Origin of the sequence: Arthrobacter sp. PGP41 (assembly GCF_002953935.1) — a bacterium.
GTDB lineage: Bacteria > Actinomycetota > Actinomycetes > Actinomycetales > Micrococcaceae > Arthrobacter.
Window position 1 is genome coordinate 1550552 of sequence record NZ_CP026514.1, and the last position, 22768, is coordinate 1573319.

The following is a 22768-nucleotide window of genomic DNA, read 5'->3' on the forward strand; positions in this document are numbered from 1 at the left end:
GTCCGGACCCTGCCAACAACCCCGGGAAGGGGGAACAGTATTCCCGCTGCGGGGATGGTGTGTCCGGCCCCACCATTGTCCCCCATAGAATGGGCCAGTGACTGGACTGATACAGGTGGTAGGTGGAGCCGTCGTTGACAGCCTGGCGGAACCTTCGCTGCTTCTGGCGGCACGGCGCAGCGCGCCGGAGGAGCTGGCCGGTCTCTGGGAGTTCCCCGGGGGCAAGGTGGAATCCGGAGAGCAACCGGAAGCGGCGCTTGCCCGCGAGCTGTTCGAGGAACTCGGCATCGGCGTCCGGCTTGGCTCTGAGCTTCCGGCCGAGGCGCCGCAGGGCTGGCCGTTGAACAGCCGTGCCAGCATGCGGGTGTGGCTGGCCGAGGTCACCCGCGGGCAGGCCCGGCCGCTTGAAGACCATGATGAACTGCGGTGGGTGCCGCTGTCTGATCCGGAAGCCGTCCTGGGCCTGCCCTGGATACCCGCCGACTTCCCGATTGTCAGGGCCCTCCTTGCCGCCCTGGCGGTGCCGGCAGGGGCTGCGCGCTCCTAGAAGAGGGTGGCCTGTTCTGCTGATTTTCTTACTCCCGGCAGCCCGGGAACGCCGGGCAGGGAGGCGGCCGAATCATGCCCTGCCGCTGCCGGAATGGTGCCTGCCGGGTACTCGGCTTCCTCGCCGCGGGGATCGTCCGCCAAATCCCTGTGGCTGAAGCCGGATGAATCGGTGAACCCGTGGCGGGCCTTGAAATACCGGACCTTGCCGGCCAGCCAGGAACGGTACTCCTTGGAGGCGTACGAGCCGGAGCCGTAGAGCCTGCGGTAGCTGCCGGCCAGTCCGGGATGGTTGGCGGCAATCCACTGCATGAACCACTCCCTGGTGCCCGGCTTGAGGTAGAGGGCTCCTGCAGTCACCCCGGTGGCTCCGGCTGCAGCCAGGGAAGCGAATAGAGCGTCAAGGGCTTCGTCGCTGTCCGAAAGCCAGGGGAGGATGGGCATTGCCATTACCCCGCAGGGGAGTCCGGCCTCGCGAAGGCGGGAGACAAGCTTGAGCCGTGCCCGGGGCCCCGGTGTTCCGGGCTCGACGGCCTCGGAGAGTGCTTCATCGGTCATGGCGAGGGAAATGCCCAGGCCAACGGGCACCTGGGTTGCGGCGCTCTTGAGCAATGGAATGTCCCGTGCCAGCAGCGTCCCCTTGGTGAGGATGGAGAGGGGAGTTCCCGAGTCAGCCAGGGCGGCGATGATCCCCGGCATCAAGCGGTAACGGCCCTCGGCACGCTGGTAGGGGTCCGTGTTGGTGCCGAGGGCCACCTGCTGGCGGCCCCAGGAAGGCTTGGCGAGTTCTTTGCGGAGGACCTCTGCGGCGTTGACCTTGACCACCACCTGGCTGTCGAAGTCCAGGCCGGCGTCGAAATCCAGGTACGTATGGCTCTTCCGGGCGAAGCAATAGACGCAGGCGTGGCTGCAGCCCCGGTACGGGTTGATGGTCCACTCAAACGGCATCCTTGAACCGGGCGGCACCTTGTTGAGCACCGATTTGGCGGTGACCTCGTGGAAAGTGATGCCGGCGAACTCTGGAGTGGTGACTGACCGTACCAGGCCGGCCAGGGGGAGCAGGGCGGGTGAGGCCGTGCCCGGAGCGGTTTCTCCCGGCCGGGGCATCAGTGCTTGGGCGTCCCATCTCATGCCTCTATTCGAATGTATGTTCGAATCAAAGTCAAGCATCGACCCGTGCCCGTCCGGCGTGCCGAGGCACGCCTAGGGGAGGTCCTGGAGCTCCCACACCACCGTGATTGCCACGGCCACCGTGGAGTCCCCGGCCGCCACGGCGAGGGGTTCCACGGAAGCGGCGCGCTGTATCCCGGTCACCGGCACCGGACCCTGGACCGGGATGTTGTCCACTACGGAAAGCACCCGGCCCAACCGGGCCGAGGCAAGCCGGGCGTACTGGCGTGCGGTGCTTGTAGCATCCACCCAGGCGGCTTCACGGGCCCGGGCCCGCACCGCGGCGTCGTCGCTGAACGTGAGTTCCAGGCCGTTCAGCCGGACGTCGTTGCCGCCCGCCCCAATGGCCTCGGAAATTGCGGCGGAGGCGGACCCAGGCGCCCGTAGCCTTACGGTGAGGGTGCTGGCGGCGACGTACCCCGTGACCCGCTGGCCCTCGCCTTCCCGCCATGTGACATCCGCCCGCACGTTCAGGGCCGCAGTGCGGATGTCGGCACCCTCAACGCCGTGTCGGCGGAAGGCTGACGCAACGGCTTCGGAGCTGGCGCCGGCCCGGGAGTAGGCATCCTCCACGGATGCGGCGCGGCACTCCACCCCGATGGAGACCACCATCAGGTCGGGGGCAGCGTCCGCCGAGCCCGTCCCGGTGACGGTGACAGTGCCGGGAATCCCGATTCCGTCCCTTGCCCCGCCGCCGCTGCCGGAATCCGCTGCCATGGGTCACGCCTCCGCTTCTGAAGGCCCCCGGCGCCGGGGGCGTACGGGGTAGCCGCCGGCGGCAAGTCCGGCATGACGTTCAAATATGTTGGCTGTCCCAGGGTTCCCGGTGCGCAGCATGGACCAGCCGGCGCTGAGGAGATACAACGGCAGGAAGGGGAGGCCCAGGCACCAGGCGTATTGGCTGCAGTGTTTTTCTTCGTGGCTTAGCAGGGCCGGCTGCGCCGCCAGCTTGTCCGCCGGGCAGCGGCAGAGCACCACGTTGCCCAGGGTGAACGCTCCCGCGACCGGCAGCCGCCAGCTGTACCCGCCGGCGAGGACCAGGCCGCGCGGCCCGCTGCGGACGTCGGTGCGTGCGGCCATTGCGACGGCGACGCCGAGGACGGTGCTGCCATTGACCAGGTTGGCTGCCCGCCTCAGCCGCTGGGCGGGCGTAAGTCGCTCCGGGGCTTCCTGGCTTCGAGGCGCAGTCATGAGGCCATGCTAGCCGGACGGTTCAATTAGACTGGAGGATAGTGGCCGCCGGTTCCGCCGGTGTGCCCTGACCTGGTCATTGAACGCCCTGCACGTGGGGCTTTCATCCATGACCTGCCAGTGAAGGACGCGCCGCCGGGAAACCGCGCCGGCTGTCCCGTTCACCGGCAGCCACGACTCGTAGCTAAGAACAGTAGATGACTGAAACTTTGCCGGGCGCCGCCATCCCGAACCCCACGGATGAAGCCGCCATCACTGCCGCCGTAGACCAGGCCGTTGCCGCCATCGCCGGCGCGGCCACCCTTGATGAGCTGAAGGCGGTGAGGCTCGCCCACACCGGCGAGAAGTCACCCCTCAGCCTTGCGAACCGCGAAATCGGCAAGCTGGCCAAGGACCAGAAGGCCGTGGCCGGAAAGCTCATGGGTGCCTCCCGCGGGCGGGTCAACAAGGCGCTCGCGGACCGCACGGCAGAGCTGGAAGCCGAAAACGACGCCCGTATCCTGCTGGAAGAGACGGTGGACGTCACCGCAGCCCCCCGCCGTCGTCGTGCCGGTGCCCGCCACCCCCTGTCCACCCTCCAGGACCGCGTGGCGGACATCTTCGTGGGCATGGGCTGGGAAATCGCCGAGGGTCCGGAAGTCGAATCGGAGTGGTTCAACTTCGACGCCCTGAACTTCAAGCCGGACCACCCGGCCCGCGAAATGCAGGACACTTTCTTTGTGGAGCCGCCCGAGGCCCACCTGCTGATGCGCACGCACACGTCCCCGGTGCAGGTCCGTTCAATGCTGGAACGCGAGCTGCCCATCTATGTGCTGTGCCCGGGCAAGGTGTTCCGCACGGACGAGCTGGACGCCACGCACACGCCGGTGTTCCACCAGTTCGAAGGCCTCGCCATCGACAAGAAGCTCAGTATGGCGGACCTCCGCGGCACCCTGGAGCACTTCGCCCGGCAGATGTTCGGCGACGAAGCCCAGATCCGGCTGCGGCCCAACTACTTCCCGTTCACGGAACCCTCTGCCGAGCTGGACATCTTCCACCCCGGCGCCAAGGGCGGGCCAAGCTGGATCGAGTGGGGCGGCTGCGGCATGGTCAACCCCAACGTGCTCCGCGCTGCGGGCATCGACCCGGACGTCTATTCAGGTTTTGCCTTCGGCATGGGCATCGAGCGGACCCTGATGTTCCGCAACGAGGTGGGGGACATGCGCGACATGATCGAAGGCGATGTACGGTTCAGCGAGCACTTCGGGATGGAGATCTAACAGTGCGTATCCCAATTTCCTGGCTGCGTGAATTCGCGGAGGTACCGGCCGGAGCGACGGCCGAAGACGTGATGGCCGAACTGGTCAAGGTTGGCTTTGAGGAGGAGGACGTCCACCGTCCCACGGACACCCTCAAGGGCCCGATCGTGGTGGGCCAGGTCCTGAGCCTGGTCAAGGAACCGCAAACCAACGGCAAGACCATTAACTGGTGCCAGGTCCGTGTTGTCCCCGAGGGGCAGGAGCAGGCGCTCACCGGCAAGGGCATCGACCCCTCCGGCGTGCAGGGCATCATCTGCGGCGCCCACAACTTCGTGGAGGGCGACAAAGTGGTGGTTACGTTGCCCGGAGCCGTGCTGCCGGGCGACTTCCACATCTCCGCGCGCAAGACCTACGGCCACCTCTCCGCAGGCATGATCGCCTCCGTCCGCGAGCTGGGCATCGGCGAGGACCATGACGGCATCCTGGTGCTGTCCCGCATCGGGCTGGACCCGGAAGTGGGCACCGACGCCATGGAACTGCTGGGCCTCTATGACGAAGCAGCCGAGATCAACGTGACTCCGGACCGCGGCTACGCCTTCTCCATCCGGGGTGTGGCCCGCGAGTACGCGCACGCCACCGGGACCGCGTTCACGGATCCCGCCTCCCGCGTCAACGCACCCGCAGAGCTTTCCGGCGGGTACGGCGTCAAGCTCAACGATGACGCCCCCATTTACGGGAACCCGGGCTGCGACCGGTTCGTGGCCCGGACCGTCCGCGGCGTGGACGCCACCAGGCCCACCCCGCCGTGGATGGTGTCCAGGCTCCGGCTGGCCGGCATCCGCTCCATCTCCCTGCCGGTGGACATCTCCAACTACGTGATGCTGGAACTTGGCCAGCCCACGCACTGCTACGACCTGGACAAGCTGTCCGGGGACATTGTGGTGCGCCGTGCCGCGGCCGGCGAGAAAATGACCACCCTCGATGGCAAGGTGCGCGCGCTCGATGCCGAGGACCTGCTGATCACCGATGACTCCGGCGCCATCGGCATCGCCGGCGTGATGGGCGGGGCCGACACCGAGGTGTCCGACGCCACCACGAACATCCTGGTGGAGGCCGCGCACTTCGACGAGGTGTCCATCTCCCGTTCCCGCCGCCGCCACAAGCTGCCGTCCGAAGCGTCCAAGCGCTTCGAGCGCGGCGTTGATTGGCAGGTGGCCGGCATTGCCGCCCAGCGGGTGGTTGACCTCCTCGTGGAACTCGCTGGCGGCACGGCAGACGAGGCGGGAACCGACGTCGGCACCGCCCCTGACTCCGTGGCGATCGAGCTTCCGGCAGCCTTCGCGGCCGCACGGATCGGCATCGACTTCACCGAAGAGCAGATTGTCACCTCCTTGGAGGACCTGGGCGCGGCCGTGGTGAAGAACGACGGCGGCTGGACCGTTACGGCCCCCAGCTGGCGCCACGACCTGGAGACCAAGGAGGACCTCTCCGAGGAGATCGCCCGGCTGGTGGGCTACGACCAGATTCCCGCGACGCTGCCTGTGGCGCCTCCCGGCCGCGGCCTGACGCGCGTACAGCAGCAGCGCCGACGCCTGATCCAGGCGCTGGCTGATGCCGGGCTCACCGAAGTCCTGGCCTACCCCTTCGTGTCCAAGGCGGCCAATGACACCTTCGGCGTGCCGGAAGAGGGCTCCGTCCGGACCGCGGTCAAGCTGGCCAACCCGATCAGTGAGGAGCAGGGCTTCCTGCGCACTTCCATCCTGCCCGGGCTGATTGAGGTGGCGAAACGGAACCACTCCCGTGGATTCCGGGATCTGGCGCTCTTCGAATCGGGCCTGGTGTTCCTGCCCGCCGAAGTAACGGGCACGGACTCAATCCCGCCGCTGGGCGTTAAGCCTGCCGATGAGGTGCTGGATGCGCTGTACGACGGCGTTCCCGACCAGCCGTTCCACCTTGCCGCCGTCCTCACGGGCCATGATTCGCCCGCCGCCGCAGGCCACACGCCGCGGTTGTGGGACTGGGCTGACGCCGTGGACATCGCCCGCCTCGCCGGGGACGTCCTGGGCGTGGACATTGTGGTCAGCCAGGGTGCGCACCAGGCGTTCCACCCGGGCCGTGCCGCCCGGTTGTCCCTGCGCTCGGGCGAAGTAGTGGGCTATGCAGGTGAACTGCACCCCAAGCTGCTGGCGGCTTCCGACATGCCTGCACGCTCGGTTGCACTGGAGCTGAACGCCGACGCGCTGTTCGAGGCTGCGCCTGATGTCATCGTGGCGCGGCACATCTCCACGTTCCCGGTGGCTACCCAGGACGTGGCTCTGGTGGTTCCCGCCGGGATTCCGGCCGATGAGGTGCTGGCCGCGCTCCGCGAGGGGGCCGGTGAACTGCTGGAGGACGTTGCGCTCTTCGACGTCTACGCCGGCAAGGGGATCGAGGAGGGCAAGAAGTCCCTGGCCTTCGGACTCCGGTTCCGTGCCGACGACCGCACGCTGACGGCGGACGAGGCGTCGGCCGCACGCGAGAGCGCCGTGGCCCTGGCCGCTGAGCGTTTCGGCGCAGTCCAGCGCTAGGCGGGCAGTACCCAGGTCCCATGGACGCCAGGCTGACCCTGCGGGCAGTGGATATCGCAACCGATGTCCGCTGCCCGCAGGCGCATCCGGACGGCCCGGAGGGATTCGTCCCTGAACCCGCCGAGGAACTGCGGGCCGCAGCCATGGAGCCGGCCGCTGCGCAGCGTTTCCTGGCCGGCAGGGCAGCACTGCGCCGTTTTGCGGGCGACGTGCTCGATCTGCCGGCATCGCAGCTACGGTCCTCCTACTCCTGCCCCCAATGCGGTTCCGGGCCCGGACTCTCCCACGGCCGGCCGGGCTTCACGCATCGGGGCCGTCCGTTGCCACTGCTGCTGAGCACGGCCAGGACCGGGAACTGGGTGCTGCTCGCGGCGGTCACTTCGCCGGGCAGGGGGGAACGGCTGGGCGTGGACGCCGAAAATCCGGAGCGCGTTGGCTTCGAGGGGTTCGATGCCGTGGCGTTGTCCCGCGCGGAGGGGCTCACCCTCGCGGGGCTGGCAGGAAAGGCGCTCCTGCGGGAACGTGCCCGGCTCTGGAGCCGGAAGGAGGCCTGGCTCAAGATGACCGGCGAGGGGCTCCGGGTGGATCCCCGCACGGTAGCCGCACTGGAGGAACGTGGGGTGCGGGACCTGCCGTCCTCTGCTACGGGGCTGCCGGCGTCGCTGGTTGCCGCTGTGGCCTTGGACTAGCCCAGCCGGCTTCGCGGGGCAGGCAACGGCGGGAGCGCGAGTTCAAAGAGCCAGGGGTGGAGGACTGCTTCGGCGTCGATGCCCGCTACACCGTTGGCCAACAGGATGAAGTCGGCCGTTGAGACTGAGCTGTGGCGGTGCGTCCTGGTCCACTCCTGCAGCAGGGTAAAGAACGCAAGGTCCCCGCAATGCATGCGGAGTGCATGCAGCGCCAGGGCCCCGCGCTTATAAACACGGTCGTCAAACATCAGGGCCGGTCCGGGGTCGCCGATGAGCAGGTCCTTCCCGGCGGCGGAAAGCCTGCGCCAGGCCGCGGCCGCCCTGTCCTGGGCGGTCATCACCCCGGCCGCCTCCGACCAGAGCCACTCGGCGTAGCAGGCAAACCCCTCGTGCAGCCAAATGTCGTGCCACCCGCGGACTGTCAGGGAGTTTCCGAACCACTGATGCGAGAGTTCATGGGCGATCAGGCGCTGGGCATCCCAGTCCAGGCTGAGGTGGCTCCGGCCCAGTATGGCCATGGTCTGGGCTTCGAGCGGAATTTCCAGGACATCGTCCGCCACCACAACCGTGTACCCGGAAAAGGGGTAGGGCCCGAAACATCTGACGAAGGTGCGCATCATCTCGGGCTGCAGGCGCAGCCCCTCGCGGGCGGCGCCTGCCAGTGCAGGCGGGACCGCCGCGGTTTGGAGCACGCCTCCCGGGGCGTCACCCGGGTCAAGGACCAGGGAGTCATAGCGGCCGATCTGGACCGTGGCCAAGTAGGTGGCCATGGGCTCCTCCTGCTCGTAGGTCCAGGTCTCCCGGCTGGCCCTGATGCTGTGCCCTACCAGCCGGCCGTTGCAGACGGCACGGTAATTGGCGTCGGTAGTTACCGTGATCCGGTAGCTTGCCTTGCTCCGCGGATGGTCGTTGCACGGAAACCAGGACGGTGCGCCGTTCGGCTGGCCGGCCACCAGCACGCCGTCGGTCAGTTCCTCCCAGCCCACCTCGCCCCACAGCCCGCGGCGCGGAGCAGGATTGCCCTCGTAACGGACGTCTACGGTGAACGTTTCCCCGGCGGCGAGGCCGGCGTCCAGTTGGACCACCAGTTGTTCGGCGCGCTGCGAGAACCTCCGCACGCGCCTCCCGTTCAGCTGCACCTTAACGGCGCGAAGACCTGCCAGGTCCAGGACGACGGCGGACGTTTGGCGGGCTGCCGTGGCGTGAATGAGGGCACGGCCGCTGAGCCGGTTGGCGGCCATCCGGTAGTCGAGGTCCAGTTCGTAGCGGGACACACGGTACGAGTCGGTACCGTGGCCCGGCATGTAGGGGTCGGACAGCACTCCCGGGATGGCTGTCCCGGCCGAAGGTCCGGAAGTTGCTGGTTCAGGAAGACTCATGGACGCGGGCCTCAATCACAAAAGTGGCGGGTACTTACTTCTGGCGGGGTGCAGGAACACCGGGGCCGGCCCATGGACTGACGGGGTTGCCCATCCAGTAGGTTCCGGCCGGAACCGTTTCCCCGCGCATGACCAGGGAGGCCGGTCCCACCGTTCCGCCGTGGCCGATGCGCGCCTGCGGGAGGATGACACCGTGCGGTCCCATCGTTGCGCCGTCTTCGAGCGTAACAGGGCCGATGCTCATGATGCGGTCGTGGAACAAGTGCGTTTGCACCACGCAACCGCGGTTGACGGTGGAGTTCGCTCCAAGGGTGACGAGGTCGGCTTCCGGCAGCCAGTAGCTCTCGCACCATGCTCCGGGTCCGATCCTGGCGCCCAGTCCGCGCAACCACCATACAAGGGCCGGCGTGCCGGTGGCGGCCCGGGCGAACCACGGGGCGCTGACCATTTCTATGAACGTATCCACCACTTCGTTCCGCCAGATGAACGAGCTCCACAGCGGGTGTTCCCCGGCCCGAATGCGGCCGATGAGCAGCCATTTGGCAACCACGGCACTGGCGGCGGCGACGGCACCGGCCAGCAGCATCACCACTCCGCCGAGCAGGGCCGCTGCGCCGTAGTTGAAGGTCGCGGCCAGCCAGTCCAGGGCAAGCAGCACACCAGCGGCGAGGCCCACCGTGAGCGCTACGGGAATGAACCGGCAGGCCTCCCACAATGCACGTGCCATCTTCAGCCTGGGAGGCGGCTGGTAGGTGAGCGAACTGTCCGAGGCGATGGCCGTGCGCCGCAGCCGGACAGGAGGGCTTCCCAGCCAGGAGGTACCGGACTTGGCCTTCGACGGCGTCGCGGACAGGACGGCCACCAGCGAGTTCTTGGGCACATTGCGGCCCGCTCCCGTCATGCCCGAGTTGCCCAGGAAGGAGCGCTTGCCGATCTTGGCCGGCGCGATCCGCAACCAGCCCCCACCCAGCTCGTAGGATGCCACCATCGTGTCATCGGCCAGGAACGCGCCCTCTCCCACGGTGGTCATCTTGGGAACCAGCAGCACGGTGGAGGCCTCCACGTTCTTGCCGACCTTTGCTCCCAGCAGGCGAAGCCAGACGGGCGTGAAGAGGCTGGCGTAGACGGGAAACAGGAGGTCCCGGGCCAGGTCCAGCACACGTTCGGTAGCCCAGATCTGCCAGCCGATCCGGCTTCGCACGCGGTAGTAGCCTTCACGCAGGCCCAGCCCGAGCAGGCGGGTGGTTCCCAGGACCAGCAGCAGGTTGGCCGCGAACCAGGCCAGGGCGGCAAGGGGCAGGGAGGCGAGCAGGGGAAGCCAGGCCCCGGACAGTGAGCTGTGGCCCCTGATGAACAGGAAGGCCACCAGGCAGGCAGCCCCCGCGGAAAGGTAGGGGATCATGGCCAGCAGTGCGCTGGCTGCCGCGAAGGCCGTAAACCAGAGCCGTGCCGGCAATGCGCCGGTGGCGGGGTGGGCCGGCCAGTTCTGTTTTGCTTTGCCCCGGCGTTCTGCCGGCGAGCCGGCCACAACCTGGCCTGCCTTGACCTTGCCCAGGACCGCCGAACCGGGCTCCACCTGGCCGCCGGCGCCGATGCTGGCGCCGGGCATCAGGGTGCTCCGGGCCCCCACGGTGGCGCCTGCGCCGATCCGGATTGCTCCGATGTGCACGTTGTCACCGTCGATCCACCATCCTGAAAGGTCCACTTCGGGCTCCACGTTGGCTCCGGTGCCCAGCGAAAGCAGCCCGGTCACTGGCGGCAGCGAGTGCAGGTTGACGTTGCTGCCGATCTTCGCGCCGAGGGCGCGGGCGTAGTACGGCACCCAGGGTGCGCTTGCCAGGCTGACCGCTCCTGCAAGGTCCTGGATCTGCTCAGCCAGCCAGAGCCGGAGATGGACTTTCCCCGATCTGGGATAGGTGCCCGGCTGAACGTTCCGGAGCAGGAGCCGGGCTGCTGCGACGGAGAGGAGCATACGCCCGGCAGGGCTGACGAACACCAGCCAGGAAGCACCCACCCACCACCAGGACACCGTGGCTGCGGCGGTGAAGCCGGCCAGCCCGGCGAGCAGGTTGTTGGCCGCCATCAGGTAGGTCAGCCACCGCATGCCCACGAGGATGTGCAGCGGGACGCCCATCAGCGTCTGGAAAACCTGGGACTTCCGGGCGGTCGGACGGACAGTGCGCGCCTGGGCCGGACCGGCGGGCGTGCCGTCCGGCAGCGACTGCCGCGCCACATCGATCAGGGCCCCGACGCGGGGCGTGGCGTAGATGTCTGCCACGGTGATGGTGGGATAACGGACCCGCAGCGCAGAGACGAGCTGCGCCGCGGCAAGGGACCCGCCCCCGGCAGCAAAGAAATCCGCGTCGAGGCTGGCTGCCTTGCTGCCAAGGACCGCGCCCCACTGCTCGACGATCCATTGGGCGTCATCGGGAAGGTCCAGCGGGGCCCTGTCTGCTTCGTCGTCCCCGCTGCCCGCGAGCGGCCAGGGCAGGGCGTGGCGGTCCACCTTGCCGCTGGTCTTAGTGGGCAGGGAGTCGACGACGGCCAGCAGCGGAATCAGCGCAGCCGGGAGGGTGTCGGCGAGGAGCTTGCGGGCGGCGGCCAGGTCGGGCCCGGCGGGTCCCGCCGGCGCAAGGTACCCCACCAGGATCTGGTTCCCGGCCGCCGTCGTCCGGACGGCGGCAGCAGCGCCCGCGATGCCCGGCAGGGCCTGCAGGGCTGCGTCGACTTCACCGAGTTCGATCCGGCGGCCACCCAGCTTGACCTGTTCATCGGCACGGCCCATGAAGATGAGGCCCTCGGCTTCGTAGCGGACAAGGTCTCCCGAGCGGTAGGCGCGGTCCCAGCCAAACGCGGGAAGGGACGCGTACTTTTCGGCGTCCTTGGCCGCGTCCAGGTAGCGGGCAAGTCCCACGCCGCCGATGATGAGTTCGCCAATGCCTCCTTCGGGAACGGGAATTCCTGCCTCATCCACCACAGCCAGATCCCAGCCATCGAGCGGACGGCCGATCCGCACCGGACCCGGACCGCGCAGGGGTGCAGCGCAGGCCACCACGGTGGCCTCGGTGGGGCCATACGTGTTCCATACTTCCCGGCCGTCAACGGCCAGCCGTTCCGCGAGTTCCGGCGGGCATGCCTCCCCGCCGAAGATCAGCAGCCGGACGTTTTCGAGCGCTTCGGCGGGCCAGAGGGCAGCAAGGGTGGGGACGGTGGACACAACCGTGATCCCATGGCTGATGAGCCAGGGGCCCAGATCCATGCCCGTTCGCACCAGGGCACGGGGAGCAGGGACCAGGCAGGCGCCGTGCCGCCAGGCAAGCCACATCTCCTCGCAGGACGCGTCGAACGCCACCGACAGCCCGGCAAGCACCCGGTCCGCCGTTCCGATCGGCTCCGCCGTGAGGAAGATCCGGGCCTCGGCGTCAACGAAGGCGGCAGCAGAACGGTGCCGTACGGCAACGCCCTTCGGGGTCCCGGTTGAGCCGGACGTGAAAATCACCCAGGCGTTGTCGTCCACATCCGCGGTCCGGGCCGCAGGGTATGGTGTGGGCCGGCTGCCATTGACGGTGATTCCCTTTTCCGTGACGACGGCGGCCACCCCGGCTTCAGCGAAGACGAGCCGTGCGCGCTCCTCGGGATCGTCCGCGTCGACGGGGACATAGGCGGCGCCGATGAGCAGGATGGCAAGGATGGAAACGTACAACCGGTTGGTGCCGGAGGGGATCCGCACGCCGATCCTGTCGCCGGCGCCCAGTCCGGCAAGGTGCATCGCCCGCCCGGCGGAGCGGACTTCCGCCAGCAGCTGGGCGTAGCTCAGGGACCTCCGGCCGTCGTCGAGGGCTGAGGCATCGGGAAAACGTTCCGCCGTCTCCAGCAGGATGTCCACGAGCGTCCGGGCCGGGGGAGCGGCAGCAGCGCCGGCCAGCTGCGGCTGGTAGGGGGCCCGCCCCTGCATCTTGTCCGGGGCCTGTTCCGCGGCAATGCCCTCGGCTGCCCGGCTGCTGCTTTGTTGCTCGGTCACCTGTGCAGTGTGCCGGGGCAAGATGAACGGAAAGTGTCCGGGTTTGCCCGCTGTCCATCCCTTGTTCGACATTTGTTCATGGTGCTTCCTTAGTGTGCGCCCCCGAAACCTGCCGACCTACGGAATCAGGACCACCTTGCCGGTGGTGCGGCGACCTTCAAGGTCGCGGTGCGCCTGGGCGGCCTCGGCCAGGGGGTACTTTCCGCCCACCCTCACCTTCAGGCTGCCGTCGGCGGCGGCGGCGAAAATTTCGTCCGAGCGCCAGCGCCGTTCCGCGGCGTCCAGGAGGTGGTGCGCGATCGTGGGCCGGGTCAGGAAGAGCGAGCCGCCGGCGTTGAGCCGTTGCGGGTCCACCGGGGGAACAGGACCCGAGGCGGCGCCGAAAAGCACCAGCGTGCCCCTGATGCGCAGGGCGGCCAGCGAGCCGTCGAAGGTGTCCTTTCCGACGCCGTCGTACACTACGTCGGCGCCCCTGCCGTTGGTGATGTCCCTGACGGCCTCGGTAAATCCGCTGTAGCGCAGCACATGGTCCGCGCCGGCGTCGAGGGCTAGCCGCTCCTTTTCATCCGTGGATACCGTGGTGACCACGGTGGCGCCTTTGGCTTTGAGCAGCTGGAGCATCAGCAGGCCAACACCGCCCGCGCCGGCGTGGAGCAGTACGGTGTGCCCCGCCTCCACCTTGAAAGTGGAGTTCATCAGGAAATGCGCGGTCATTCCCTGCAGCGGGAGGGCGGCGGCGGTGGGGTCGTCGAGGCCTTGGGGCACGGGCAGGGCCTTGTCCGCATCCACCACGGCATAGCCGGCGTAGCAGTTAGTGCCCTCGGCGGTGGCCACGCGGTCTCCTTCGGCGAAGCCGGTCACCCCTTCGCCCAGTCCGGCAACCGTGCCCGCTGCTTCAGACCCCGGAGTAAAGGGATACGCGACCTTATACACGCCGCTGCGCTTGTAGGTGTCGATGAAATTGACCCCAACCGCGCCCACTTTGACCAGCAACTGGCTGGGGCCCGGGACCGGCGGGTCCACCTCTGCGTATTCGAGGACTTCCGGGCCGCCTGCCTGCCGTGCGACGATTGCATGCGTCATGGTTCTCCTTCCCCGGGCCCGGCCTTTCCAGCCCCGGCTGCACGCTCCATCCTAGGCAGACCCCGAAGGGAAAGCTTGCAGGGAAAGCTTGCAGGGAAAGCCTGCAGGGAAACCCCGCATGATCCCGGCCGACGAGCCGACACTGGATAACTTTGTGCATAAATATCGGAACTAGTGAATATTCTTGCTGTAAGGTGGAGGCCATGACTATTTCTGTTGCAGTGTCAGGCGCCAGCGGTTATGCCGGGGGAGAAGTCCTGCGCCTCCTCGCCGGGCACCCGGATGTCACGATCGGAGCCATCACCGCCCACAGCAATGCCGGCTCCCGGCTCGGCGAGCTGCAGCCCCACCTGCACGGACTCGCAAGCCGCATCCTCGAGGACACCACCGTGGAGAACCTCTCCGGCCACGACGTCGTGTTCCTCGCGCTGCCGCACGGTGCCTCCGCGGAGATCGCGGCGCAGCTCCCGGAAGGCACTGTCGTCATCGACGCCGGGGCGGACCACCGCCTCGAGGATCCCGCGGCATGGGAGAAGTTTTACGGCTCTGCCCACTCGGGCACCTGGCCGTACGGACTGCCCGAACTCCCAGGCCAGCGCGAGGCCCTGAAGGGCGCAAACCGCATCGCCGTGCCCGGCTGCTACCCGACGTCGGCCCTGCTCGCCTTGGCGCCGGGGTTCGCCGCGCGCCTCCTGGAACCCGACGACGTCGTGATCGTTTCCGCGTCCGGCACTTCCGGTGCGGGCAAGGCGGCGAAAGTGAACCTGATCGGCGCCGAAGTGATGGGCTCCATGAGCCCCTACGGCGTGGGCGGCGGCCACCGGCACACGCCCGAAATTGAACAGGGCCTGTCCAATGCGGCTGGGGAGCCGGTGACGGTGTCCTTCACGCCCACCCTCGCGCCCATGAGCCGCGGCATCCTGACGACTGCGACCGCCAGGGTAAAGCCGCAGGCACTAAACAGCACCACGGCCGGGCAGCTGCGCCAGGCGTGGACCGACGCTTACGACGACGAACCCTTTGTGCACGTCCTGCCGGAGGGACAGTGGCCCGGCACCAAATCCGTGCAGGGGTCCAACCACGCGGCCATGCAGCTGGCTTTCGACGCCCACACCGGGCGGGTGATCGTTACCTGCGTGATCGACAACCTCACCAAAGGAACGGCCGGCGGCGCCGTCCAGTCCATGAACATCGCACTTGGCCTGCCGGAAACCGCCGGCCTTGACCTGCAGGGAGTAGCTCCGTGACCATTACCGCCCCTTCCGGATTCCGGGCCTCCGGCGTCACCGCAGGACTTAAGGCCTCCGGCAACCCGGACCTTGCCCTGGTGGTCAACGACGGTCCCTCCAAGGCTGCCGCTGCAGTCTTCACCAGCAACCGGGTGGCTGCGGCGCCGGTCCACTGGTCCCGCCAGGTGGTTTCCGACGGCCGGGTGGACGCAGTCATCCTCAACTCCGGCGGCGCCAACGCCTGCACCGGGCCCACCGGCTTCCAGAACACGCACACCACGGCCGAAAAGGTGGCCGGGGTGCTGGGCATCTCGGCCACGGACGTGTTTGTCTGCTCCACCGGCCTGATCGGGGAGCAGTTGCCCATGGACAAGATCCTCCCCGGCGTGGAGGCAGCAGCTGCAGCCTTGAGCGACGACGGCGGGCCCGAGGCAGGCATGGCCATCATGACCACCGACTCGGTGCCAAAATCGGCGCTGTATATCGGCAGCGACGCCGACGGCCAGGAATTCAGCATTGGCGGCATCGCCAAGGGTGCCGGCATGCTCGCTCCGGGCCTGGCCACCATGCTGGTGGTCCTCACCACGGATGCGGAGGTTGCAGCGGAAATGCTCGACGTCGTCCTCCGCGATGCCACGCACGTCACCTTCGACCGTGCAGACTCGGACGGCTGCATGTCCACCAACGACACCGTGGTCCTGCTGGCCTCCGGTGCCTCCGGTGCTGTTCCCTCCGCCGAAGCGTTCAGCGAAGGCCTGACCAAGGTCTGTGCCGAACTGGCGCGGAAGCTCATTGCGGACGCCGAAGGCGCCAGCCACGACATCGCCATCCGGACCTTCAACGCCGCCAGTGAAGCCGATGCCGTGACCGTGAGCCGGTCCGTGGCCCGCTCCAACCTTTTCAAGGCCGCCATCTTCGGCAAGGACCCCAACTGGGGCCGGGTACTCTCCGCCGTCGGAACCACGGACGCCGAATTCGAGCCTGACCAGCTCAATGTGGCCATGAACGGCGTCCAGATCTGCCGGAACGGCAGCATCGGCGACGACCGGAGCCTCGTGAACCTGGAACCGCGCGAAGTGCTGGTGGAAATAGACCTGCAGGCCGGCGACGCCGAGGCCACCGTCTGGACCAACGACCTCACCCACGACTACGTGCACGAGAACAGCGCCTACTCGAGCTAGGGCCCGCCCCCGGCAGGAACCGTTGTGGAAAGTGACAGCATGAACACCCAGACGCGTGAAACCACCAGCATGTCCGACGCCCAGGATAAGGCGGCAACCCTGATCGAGGCCCTGCCCTGGATCCAGCGCTTCGCCGGCACCACCATGGTGATCAAGTACGGCGGCAACGCCATGGTCAACGATGACCTCCGCCGCGCCTTTGCCGAGGACATTGTCTTTCTCCATCACGTGGGCATCCACCCCGTGGTGGTCCACGGCGGCGGCCCGCAGATCAACTCCATGCTGGGCAGGCTTGGGATCGAGTCCGAGTTCAAGGGCGGCCTCCGCGTCACCACGCCTGAAGCCATGGACGTGGTCCGCATGGTCCTCACCGGCCAGGTGGGGCGTGAGCTGGTGGGACTCATCAACTCCCACGGCCCCTACGCGGTGGGCATGTCCGGAGAAGACGGCGGGCTGCTGCGCGCCGTCCGGACCGGCACTGTGGTGGACGGCGAAGAAGTGGACCTCGGTCTGGTAGGCGAGGTGGTCGGCGTCGACCCCGCAGGCATCGAGGACATCCTCGGCGCCGGCCGCATTCCGGTGATCTCCACAGTTGCCCCGGAGATCGTGGACGGCGGAGAAGGCGTGGCCGGCACCGCCCGCTTCCAGCCCACCGGCCAGGTCCTCAACGTCAACGCGGACACCGCCGCGGCGGCCGTCGCCTCGGCGCTGGGCGCCTCCAAACTGGTGATCCTGACCGACGTCGAAGGGCTGTACGCCAACTGGCCGGACAAGTCCTCCCTCATTTCCTCCCTCACGGCCTCGGAGCTGCGGGACATGCTTCCGCGGCTCGAATCAGGCATGATCCCCAAAATGGCAGCCTGCCTGAAGGCCATTGACGAGGGCGTAGAACGCGCGCACATCGTGGACGGGCGCCTGCCCCACTCCATGCTTCTTGAAACATTCACGACGGCGGGCATCGGCACACAGGTAGTCCCGGACGAGGAGATCAACGCATGAACGCGCTGGAAAAGTCATCAGTGACAGAGCTCGTGGAGACCATAGGCCATGCCGGATCCGAGTGGCTGGCACGTTACTCCACCTCCCTGATGGGCGTATTCGGCACCCCGCAGCGTGTGCTGGTCCGCGGCGCCGGCTGCCTGGTCTGGGATGCAGACGGCAAGGAATACCTGGACCTCCTTGGCGGGATTGCGGTCAACGCCCTGGGCCACGCGAACCCCTTCGTCACGTCCGTGATCTCCAGCCAGCTGGCCACGCTGGGGCATGTCTCCAACTTCTTCACCAGCCCCACGCAGATTGCACTGGCTGAAAAACTCCTGGCCCTCACCCAGGCGCCGGCCGGCTCCAAGGTGTTCTTCACCAACTCCGGCACGGAAGCGAACGAGGCAGCCTTCAAGCTGGCCCGCCGCAACACGGGTGGCAGCGGCGCCAAGCGGACCAAAATCATCGCCCTCGAAGGCGCCTTCCACGGCAGGACCATGGGTGCTCTTGCCCTGACTGCCAAAGAGGCCTACCGCGAGCCGTTCGAGCCGCTGCCCGGCGGTGTGGTGCACATCCCGTTCGGGGACGTCGAGGCGCTCAAGGCCGCCGTGGACGTAACCGTGGCCGCCGTCTTCCTGGAGCCCATCCAGGGCGAGGCGGGCGTCCGGCCCCTGCCGCCCGGGTACCTTCGGGCCGCGCGGGAGCTGACCGCCAGGGTAGGGGCACTGCTGATCCTGGACGAGGTACAGACCGGTATTGGCCGCACCGGAAAGTGGCTTGCCAGCGAGGACGCCGACATCATGCCCGATGCCGTCACCCTGGCCAAGGGACTGGGTGGGGGCTTCCCGATCGGTGCGCTGGTCACCTTCGGCGGCCATACGTCGTCGTTGCTGTCCGCCGGCCAGCACGGCACCACGTTCGGCGGCAACCCGGTGGCCACGGCAGCTGCCCTCGCCACGCTCCACGCAATCGAAAGCCAGGATATCTTGGCAAACGTGGCTTCCGTGGGGGAGCACCTGCGCTCGGGGCTGGCAGCCATCCCGGGCGTCACTGAAGTCCGGGGCGAAGGCCTGCTGATCGGCTTCGATCTCGACGCGGACGTGGCCCCGGCCGTGGTGCAGGCCGGCCTGGACGCCGGTTTCATCGTCAACAGCCCGGGTCCGCGGACCATCCGCCTTGCGCCGCCGCTGGTTCTCACTGCAGCGCAGGCAGACACTTTCCTGGCCGCCTTCCCGGCCATCCTCCAAGCAGCTAAGGACGCCCAGTGACAACAGCCACCGGCACCACCCGGCACTTCCTCAAGGACACGGACCTCAGCCCGGCAGAGCAGGCCGAGGTCCTGGATCTCGCCGCGCGCATGAAGGCCGCGCCGTACAGCGTCCAGCCGTTCGCCGCCGAGGGCAACGGCCGCAAGACAGTCGCCGTGATCTTCGACAAAACGTCCACCCGGACCCGGGTTTCGTTCGCCACCGGCATCGCGGACATGGGCGGCAACGCGCTCATCATCAACCCTGGCGAGGCACAGATCGGCCACAAGGAATCCGTGGAGGACACCGCCAAGGTCCTGGAACGCATGGTGTCCGCCATTGTGTGGCGGACCGGCGCCCATGCCGGCCTGGTGGCCATGGCCGAGAACTCCCGGGTGCCGGTCATCAACGCCCTGTGCGACGACTACCACCCGTGCCAGCTGCTCGCCGACCTGCTGGCCGTGAAGGAGCACAAGGGCGAACTCAAGGGGCTCACCATGAGCTACCTGGGCGACGCCGCCAACAACATGGCGAACTCCTACCTGCTGGCCGGGGTCACGGCCGGGATGCATGTCCGGATTGCCGGGCCCGAAGGCTACCTCCCCGCGGCGGACATCGTTGCTGCCGCGGAGGAACGCGCCGCGGAGACCGGCGGTTCGGTGCTGGTCACCACTGACGCGGCGGAGGCCTTGAAAGGGGCCGACGTCGTGGCAACGGACACGTGGGTGTCCATGGGCCAGGAAGCCCAAAAGGCGGAGCGGATGAAGCTGTTCCGCGAATACACCGTGGATGAGGCCGCCATGGCACACGCTGCGGAAGACGCCGTCGTGCTTCACTGCCTCCCCGCGTACCGCGGGTACGAAATTTCGGCAGGCGTCATTGACGGTCCGCAGTCAATCGTGTGGGATGAGGCCGAAAACCGGCTGCACGCCCAGAAGGCCCTGATGGCGTGGCTGATGCACCGCTCCGGCCTGGCGTTCGTGGACGGCCTCGCTCCGGTTGAAGGCACCGGGGAGAGCACGTTCTAGTGTCTGCCCAACCGGCGTCGCCGGGCTCCAGCCCGGCCACCAAAACGGCCCGCCAGGCCCGGATCGCCGCCATCCTGACGGGGGAGTCCGTGCGTTCCCAGGCGGAGCTGGCAGCCCTGCTGGCGGACGACGGCGTGCAGGTCACCCAGGCGACGTTGTCGCGGGACCTCGTGGAACTCGGCGCGGTCCGGGTCCGCGGCAAGGAGGGTGTGCTGGTGTACGCCGTCCCCGGCGAGGGCGGCGAACGGGCTGCCAAAAGCGGCGTGAGCCAGGAGATCCTGGATGCGCGGCTGGCCAGGCTCTGCAGCGAACTGCTGGTCACCGCGGAAGCCTCAGCCAACATCGCCGTGCTCCGCACCCCGCCGGGCGCCGCCAACTTCCTGGCACTGGCCATTGACCACTCGGTGATGCCGTCCATCCTGGGGACCATCGCCGGGGATGACACCGTGCTGCTGGTCTCGCGGGATCCGCAGGGCGGCCAGGACCTCGCCGCCAGGTTCCTGCAACTGGCTGAAGAAGCCGGGCAATAAGCTTGAAGACAACATCTACAACCCCCAATCCCAAGGAGCATCCAAGTGACTGAACGTATCGTGCTGGCCTACTCAGGCGGCCTGGACACCTCAGTAGCCATCGGCTGGATCGGCGAAGCCACCGGCGCCGAGGTCATCGCCGTGGCGGTCGACGTCGGACAGGGCGGCGAATCCCTGGAGACCATCCGCCAGCGTGCCCTGGGCTGCGGCGCCGTCGAAGCCTACGTGGCCGACGCCTCCGACGAGTTCGCCAACGAGTACTGCGTCCCCACGCTCAAGGCCAACGGCCTCTACCAGGGCCACTACCCCCTGGTGTCGGCCATCTCCCGCCCGGTGATCGTCAAGCACCTGGTCAAGGCTGCCCGCGAATTCGGCGCCACCACAGTTGCCCACGGCTGCACCGGCAAGGGCAACGACCAGGTCCGCTTCGAAGTGGGCATCCAGACCCTCGGCCCGGACCTGAAGTGCATCGCCCCGGTCCGCGACCTCGCCCTCACCCGCGACAAGGCCATCGCCTTCGCCGAGGAAAAGGGCCTGCCCATCGAGACCACCAAGAAAAACCCGTACTCCATTGACCAGAACGTCTGGGGACGCGCCGTGGAAACCGGCTACCTCGAGGACATCTGGAACGCACCCACCAAGGACATCTACGACTACACTGCCACCCCGGAATTCCCGCCGGCCCCGGATGAAGTCACCATCTCCTTCGAAGCCGGCGTGCCGGTGGCGATCGACGGCGTGAAGGTCACCCCGCTGCAGGCCATCAAGGAACTCAACCGCCGCGCCGGCGCCCAGGGCGTGGGCCGCATCGACGTCGTCGAGGACCGCCTGGTGGGCATCAAGTCCCGCGAGATCTACGAGGCCCCTGGCGCCATGGCCCTGATCACCGCGCACAAGCACCTCGAAGACATCACCATCGAGCGCGAGCAGGCCCGCTTCAAGGCGACTGTCGGCCAGCGCTGGGCCGAACTGGTGTACGACGGCCAGTGGTTCTCCCCGCTGAAGCGCTCCCTGGACGCCTTCATCGAGGACACCCAGAAGTACGTCTCCGGCGATATCCGCATGACCCTGCACGGCGGCCAGGCCATCGTCAACGGCCGCCGCTCCGAGACCTCGCTCTACGACTTCAACCTCGCCACCTATGACACCGGCGACACCTTCGACCAGTCCATGGCCCGCGGCTTCATCGAGCTGTGGGGCATGTCCGCCAAGGTTGCCTCCGGCCGCGACATCCGCGTCGCGGGAAAGTAGCCCTGTGGCTGAGGAAAAGACCGAAGCTACAAACGCTGGCGCACTGTGGGGCGGCCGCTTCGCCGGCGGCCCCGCCGATGCCCTGGCAGCCCTGAGCAAATCCACGCATTTCGACTGGCGGCTGGCCCGCTACGACATCGCCGGGTCCAGGGCGCACGCCCGCGTGCTGCACAAGGCCGGGCTGCTGGATGACGCCGAACTCGAAGGCATGCTGGCTGCCCTGGCACGGCTGGATGAGGACGTTGCGTCCGGCGCGTACCTGCCCGCGGAGTCCGACGAGGACGTGCACGGCTCGCTGGAGCGCGGACTCATCGAGCGTGCCGGGACCCAGTTGGGCGGCAAGCTCCGCGCCGGCCGCTCGCGCAATGACCAGGTGGCCACGCTGGGCCGCATGTTCCTCCGTGACCACGCCAGGATCATCGCGCGCGGCGTGCTGGCCACGGTGGATGCCCTGGTGGAACAGGCCAAGGCGCACCATGGTGTGGCCATGCCCGGCCGCACCCACCTGCAGCACGCCCAGCCGGTGCTGCTCAGCCACCACCTGCTGGCCCACGCCTGGGCGCTGCTGCGCGATGTGCAGCGGCTCCAGGACTGGGACAAGCGCGCCGGGGTTTCGCCGTACGGTTCGGGTGCCTTGGCGGGCTCCTCGCTGGGCCTGGACCCGGAAGCTGTGGCGGCGGACTTGGGCTTCTTCTCGGCCACCCACAACTCGATCGACGGTACCGCGTCCCGCGACGTCTTCGCCGAGTTCGCCTGGGTGTGCTCCATGATCGGTGTGGATCTGTCCAGGATTTCGGAGGAGGTCATCTTCTGGGCCACCAAGGAGTTCTCCTTCGTCACCCTGCATGACTCGTACTCCACCGGATCCTCGATCATGCCGCAGAAGAAGAACCCGGACGTGGCCGAGCTGGCCCGCGGCAAGGCAGGGCGCCTGATCGGCAACCTGACCGGGCTGCTGGCCACGCTCAAGGGGCTGCCGCTGGCCTACAACCGCGACCTCCAGGAGGACAAGGAACCGGTGTTCGACGCCGCCGACACCCTGGAGCTGCTGCTCCCGGCCGTCTCCGGCATGATCGCCACCCTGAAGTTCAACACCGAACGGATGGAGTCGCTGGCTCCCCAGGGCTTCGCGCTGGCCACGGACATCGCCGAATGGCTGGTCCGCCAGGGCGTGCCGTTCCGCGAGGCGCACGAACTCTCCGGGGCGGCCGTCAAGCAGGCCGAGTCCCGCTGCGTGGAACTGTGGGACCTCACGGATGAGGAGTATGCGGCCATTTCGGTGCACCTCACGCCGGAGGTCCGCACCGTCCTCTCCACGGAAGGTTCCCTGAACAGCCGCAACTCGCAGGGCGGAACGGCGCCCGCCGCCGTCGAACGCCAGCTCGCTGCGCTGGAAGCCGAACTCGCCGGCGTGCGGGAGTACGCCGGCTAGGACGC

General features: G+C 68.0%; 18 protein-coding genes. 12 read left to right on the plus strand and 6 right to left on the minus strand.

Annotated features, from left to right (window positions below; all coding sequences use genetic code 11):
• Nucleotides 1–97 precede the first annotated feature (97 nt).
• Complete coding sequence (locus C3B78_RS07045; protein WP_104997432.1) at nt 98–547, plus strand: (deoxy)nucleoside triphosphate pyrophosphohydrolase; 450 nt, start codon at nt 98–100, stop codon at nt 545–547.
• On the opposite strand, the gene C3B78_RS07050 is transcribed toward C3B78_RS07045, so the two are convergent.
• From C3B78_RS07050 to C3B78_RS07060, 3 genes are all read right to left on the minus strand, one after another.
• Nucleotides 544–1677: an Rv2578c family radical SAM protein gene (locus tag C3B78_RS07050; protein WP_104997433.1), complete on the minus strand. Its 1134-nt coding sequence runs from the start codon at nt 1675–1677 to the stop codon at nt 544–546. The two genes, C3B78_RS07045 and C3B78_RS07050, sit on opposite strands and share 4 nt — an antisense overlap.
• Nucleotides 1678–1749: 72 nt before the next feature.
• A complete protein-coding gene (locus C3B78_RS07055) occupies nt 1750–2433 on the minus strand; it encodes an SIMPL domain-containing protein (protein ID WP_104997434.1) in 684 nt (227 codons plus the stop codon).
• Nucleotides 2434–2436: 3 nt separating this feature from the next.
• On the minus strand, nt 2437–2907 hold the full coding sequence (locus C3B78_RS07060) for a hypothetical protein (RefSeq protein WP_104997435.1): 471 nt from the start codon (nt 2905–2907) through the stop codon (nt 2437–2439).
• A gap of 197 nt (nt 2908–3104) precedes the next feature.
• On the opposite strand from C3B78_RS07060, the gene pheS reads away from it, so the two are divergent.
• Genes pheS through C3B78_RS07075 form a run of 3 tightly spaced genes read left to right on the plus strand, consistent with a single transcriptional unit; the run spans nt 3105 to nt 7401 of the window.
• Nucleotides 3105–4166, plus strand: a complete 1062-nt coding sequence (gene pheS, locus C3B78_RS07065) for a phenylalanine--tRNA ligase subunit alpha (protein ID WP_104997436.1) — start codon at nt 3105–3107, stop codon at nt 4164–4166.
• A 2-nt stretch (nt 4167–4168) separates the two neighbouring features.
• A complete protein-coding gene (pheT, locus tag C3B78_RS07070; RefSeq protein ID WP_104997437.1) occupies nt 4169–6712 on the plus strand; it encodes a phenylalanine--tRNA ligase subunit beta in 2544 nt (847 codons plus the stop codon).
• Nucleotides 6713–6732: 20 nt separating this feature from the next.
• Nucleotides 6733–7401, plus strand: coding sequence for a 4'-phosphopantetheinyl transferase family protein (locus C3B78_RS07075; RefSeq protein ID WP_104997438.1), 669 nt, complete (start codon nt 6733–6735; stop codon nt 7399–7401).
• On the opposite strand, the gene C3B78_RS07080 is transcribed toward C3B78_RS07075, so the two are convergent.
• The 3 genes from C3B78_RS07080 to C3B78_RS07090 form a co-directional block, all read right to left on the minus strand.
• Nucleotides 7398–8780: a M1 family metallopeptidase gene (locus C3B78_RS07080; protein ID WP_104997439.1), complete on the minus strand. Its 1383-nt coding sequence runs from the start codon at nt 8778–8780 to the stop codon at nt 7398–7400. The genes C3B78_RS07075 and C3B78_RS07080 overlap by 4 nt on opposite strands.
• 34 nt (nt 8781–8814) lie before the next feature.
• Entirely contained in the window at nt 8815–12735 is a 3921-nt protein-coding gene (locus C3B78_RS07085) for a Pls/PosA family non-ribosomal peptide synthetase (RefSeq protein WP_104999685.1), read from the minus strand.
• A 183-nt stretch (nt 12736–12918) separates the two neighbouring features.
• Nucleotides 12919–13884, minus strand: coding sequence for a quinone oxidoreductase family protein (locus C3B78_RS07090; protein WP_104997440.1), 966 nt, complete (start codon nt 13882–13884; stop codon nt 12919–12921).
• A 203-nt stretch (nt 13885–14087) separates the two neighbouring features.
• Between C3B78_RS07090 and argC the strand changes: the two genes are divergently transcribed.
• The 8 genes from argC to argH are packed head-to-tail and all read left to right on the plus strand — an operon-like array spanning nt 14088 to nt 22763.
• On the plus strand, nt 14088–15131 hold the full coding sequence (argC, locus tag C3B78_RS07095; protein ID WP_104997441.1) for an N-acetyl-gamma-glutamyl-phosphate reductase: 1044 nt from the start codon (nt 14088–14090) through the stop codon (nt 15129–15131).
• Entirely contained in the window at nt 15128–16294 is a 1167-nt protein-coding gene (argJ, locus tag C3B78_RS07100; RefSeq protein ID WP_104997442.1) for a bifunctional glutamate N-acetyltransferase/amino-acid acetyltransferase ArgJ, read from the plus strand. Before argC ends, argJ begins: the two co-directional genes overlap by 4 nt.
• A gap of 39 nt (nt 16295–16333) precedes the next feature.
• Nucleotides 16334–17293: an acetylglutamate kinase gene (gene argB, locus C3B78_RS07105; RefSeq protein WP_104999686.1), complete on the plus strand. Its 960-nt coding sequence runs from the start codon at nt 16334–16336 to the stop codon at nt 17291–17293.
• On the plus strand, nt 17290–18543 hold the full coding sequence (locus C3B78_RS07110) for an acetylornithine transaminase (RefSeq protein ID WP_104997443.1): 1254 nt from the start codon (nt 17290–17292) through the stop codon (nt 18541–18543). Before argB ends, C3B78_RS07110 begins: the two co-directional genes overlap by 4 nt.
• Nucleotides 18540–19550, plus strand: a complete 1011-nt coding sequence (gene argF / locus C3B78_RS07115) for an ornithine carbamoyltransferase (RefSeq protein WP_104997444.1) — start codon at nt 18540–18542, stop codon at nt 19548–19550. Before C3B78_RS07110 ends, argF begins: the two co-directional genes overlap by 4 nt.
• Nucleotides 19550–20080, plus strand: a complete 531-nt coding sequence (locus C3B78_RS07120; protein WP_104997445.1) for an arginine repressor — start codon at nt 19550–19552, stop codon at nt 20078–20080. Before argF ends, C3B78_RS07120 begins: the two co-directional genes overlap by 1 nt.
• Before the next feature lie 45 nt (nt 20081–20125).
• Nucleotides 20126–21331, plus strand: a complete 1206-nt coding sequence (locus C3B78_RS07125; RefSeq protein ID WP_104997446.1) for an argininosuccinate synthase — start codon at nt 20126–20128, stop codon at nt 21329–21331.
• Between the two features lie 4 nt (nt 21332–21335).
• On the plus strand, nt 21336–22763 hold the full coding sequence (gene argH / locus C3B78_RS07130) for an argininosuccinate lyase (RefSeq protein ID WP_104997447.1): 1428 nt from the start codon (nt 21336–21338) through the stop codon (nt 22761–22763).
• Nucleotides 22764–22768 lie beyond the last annotated feature (5 nt).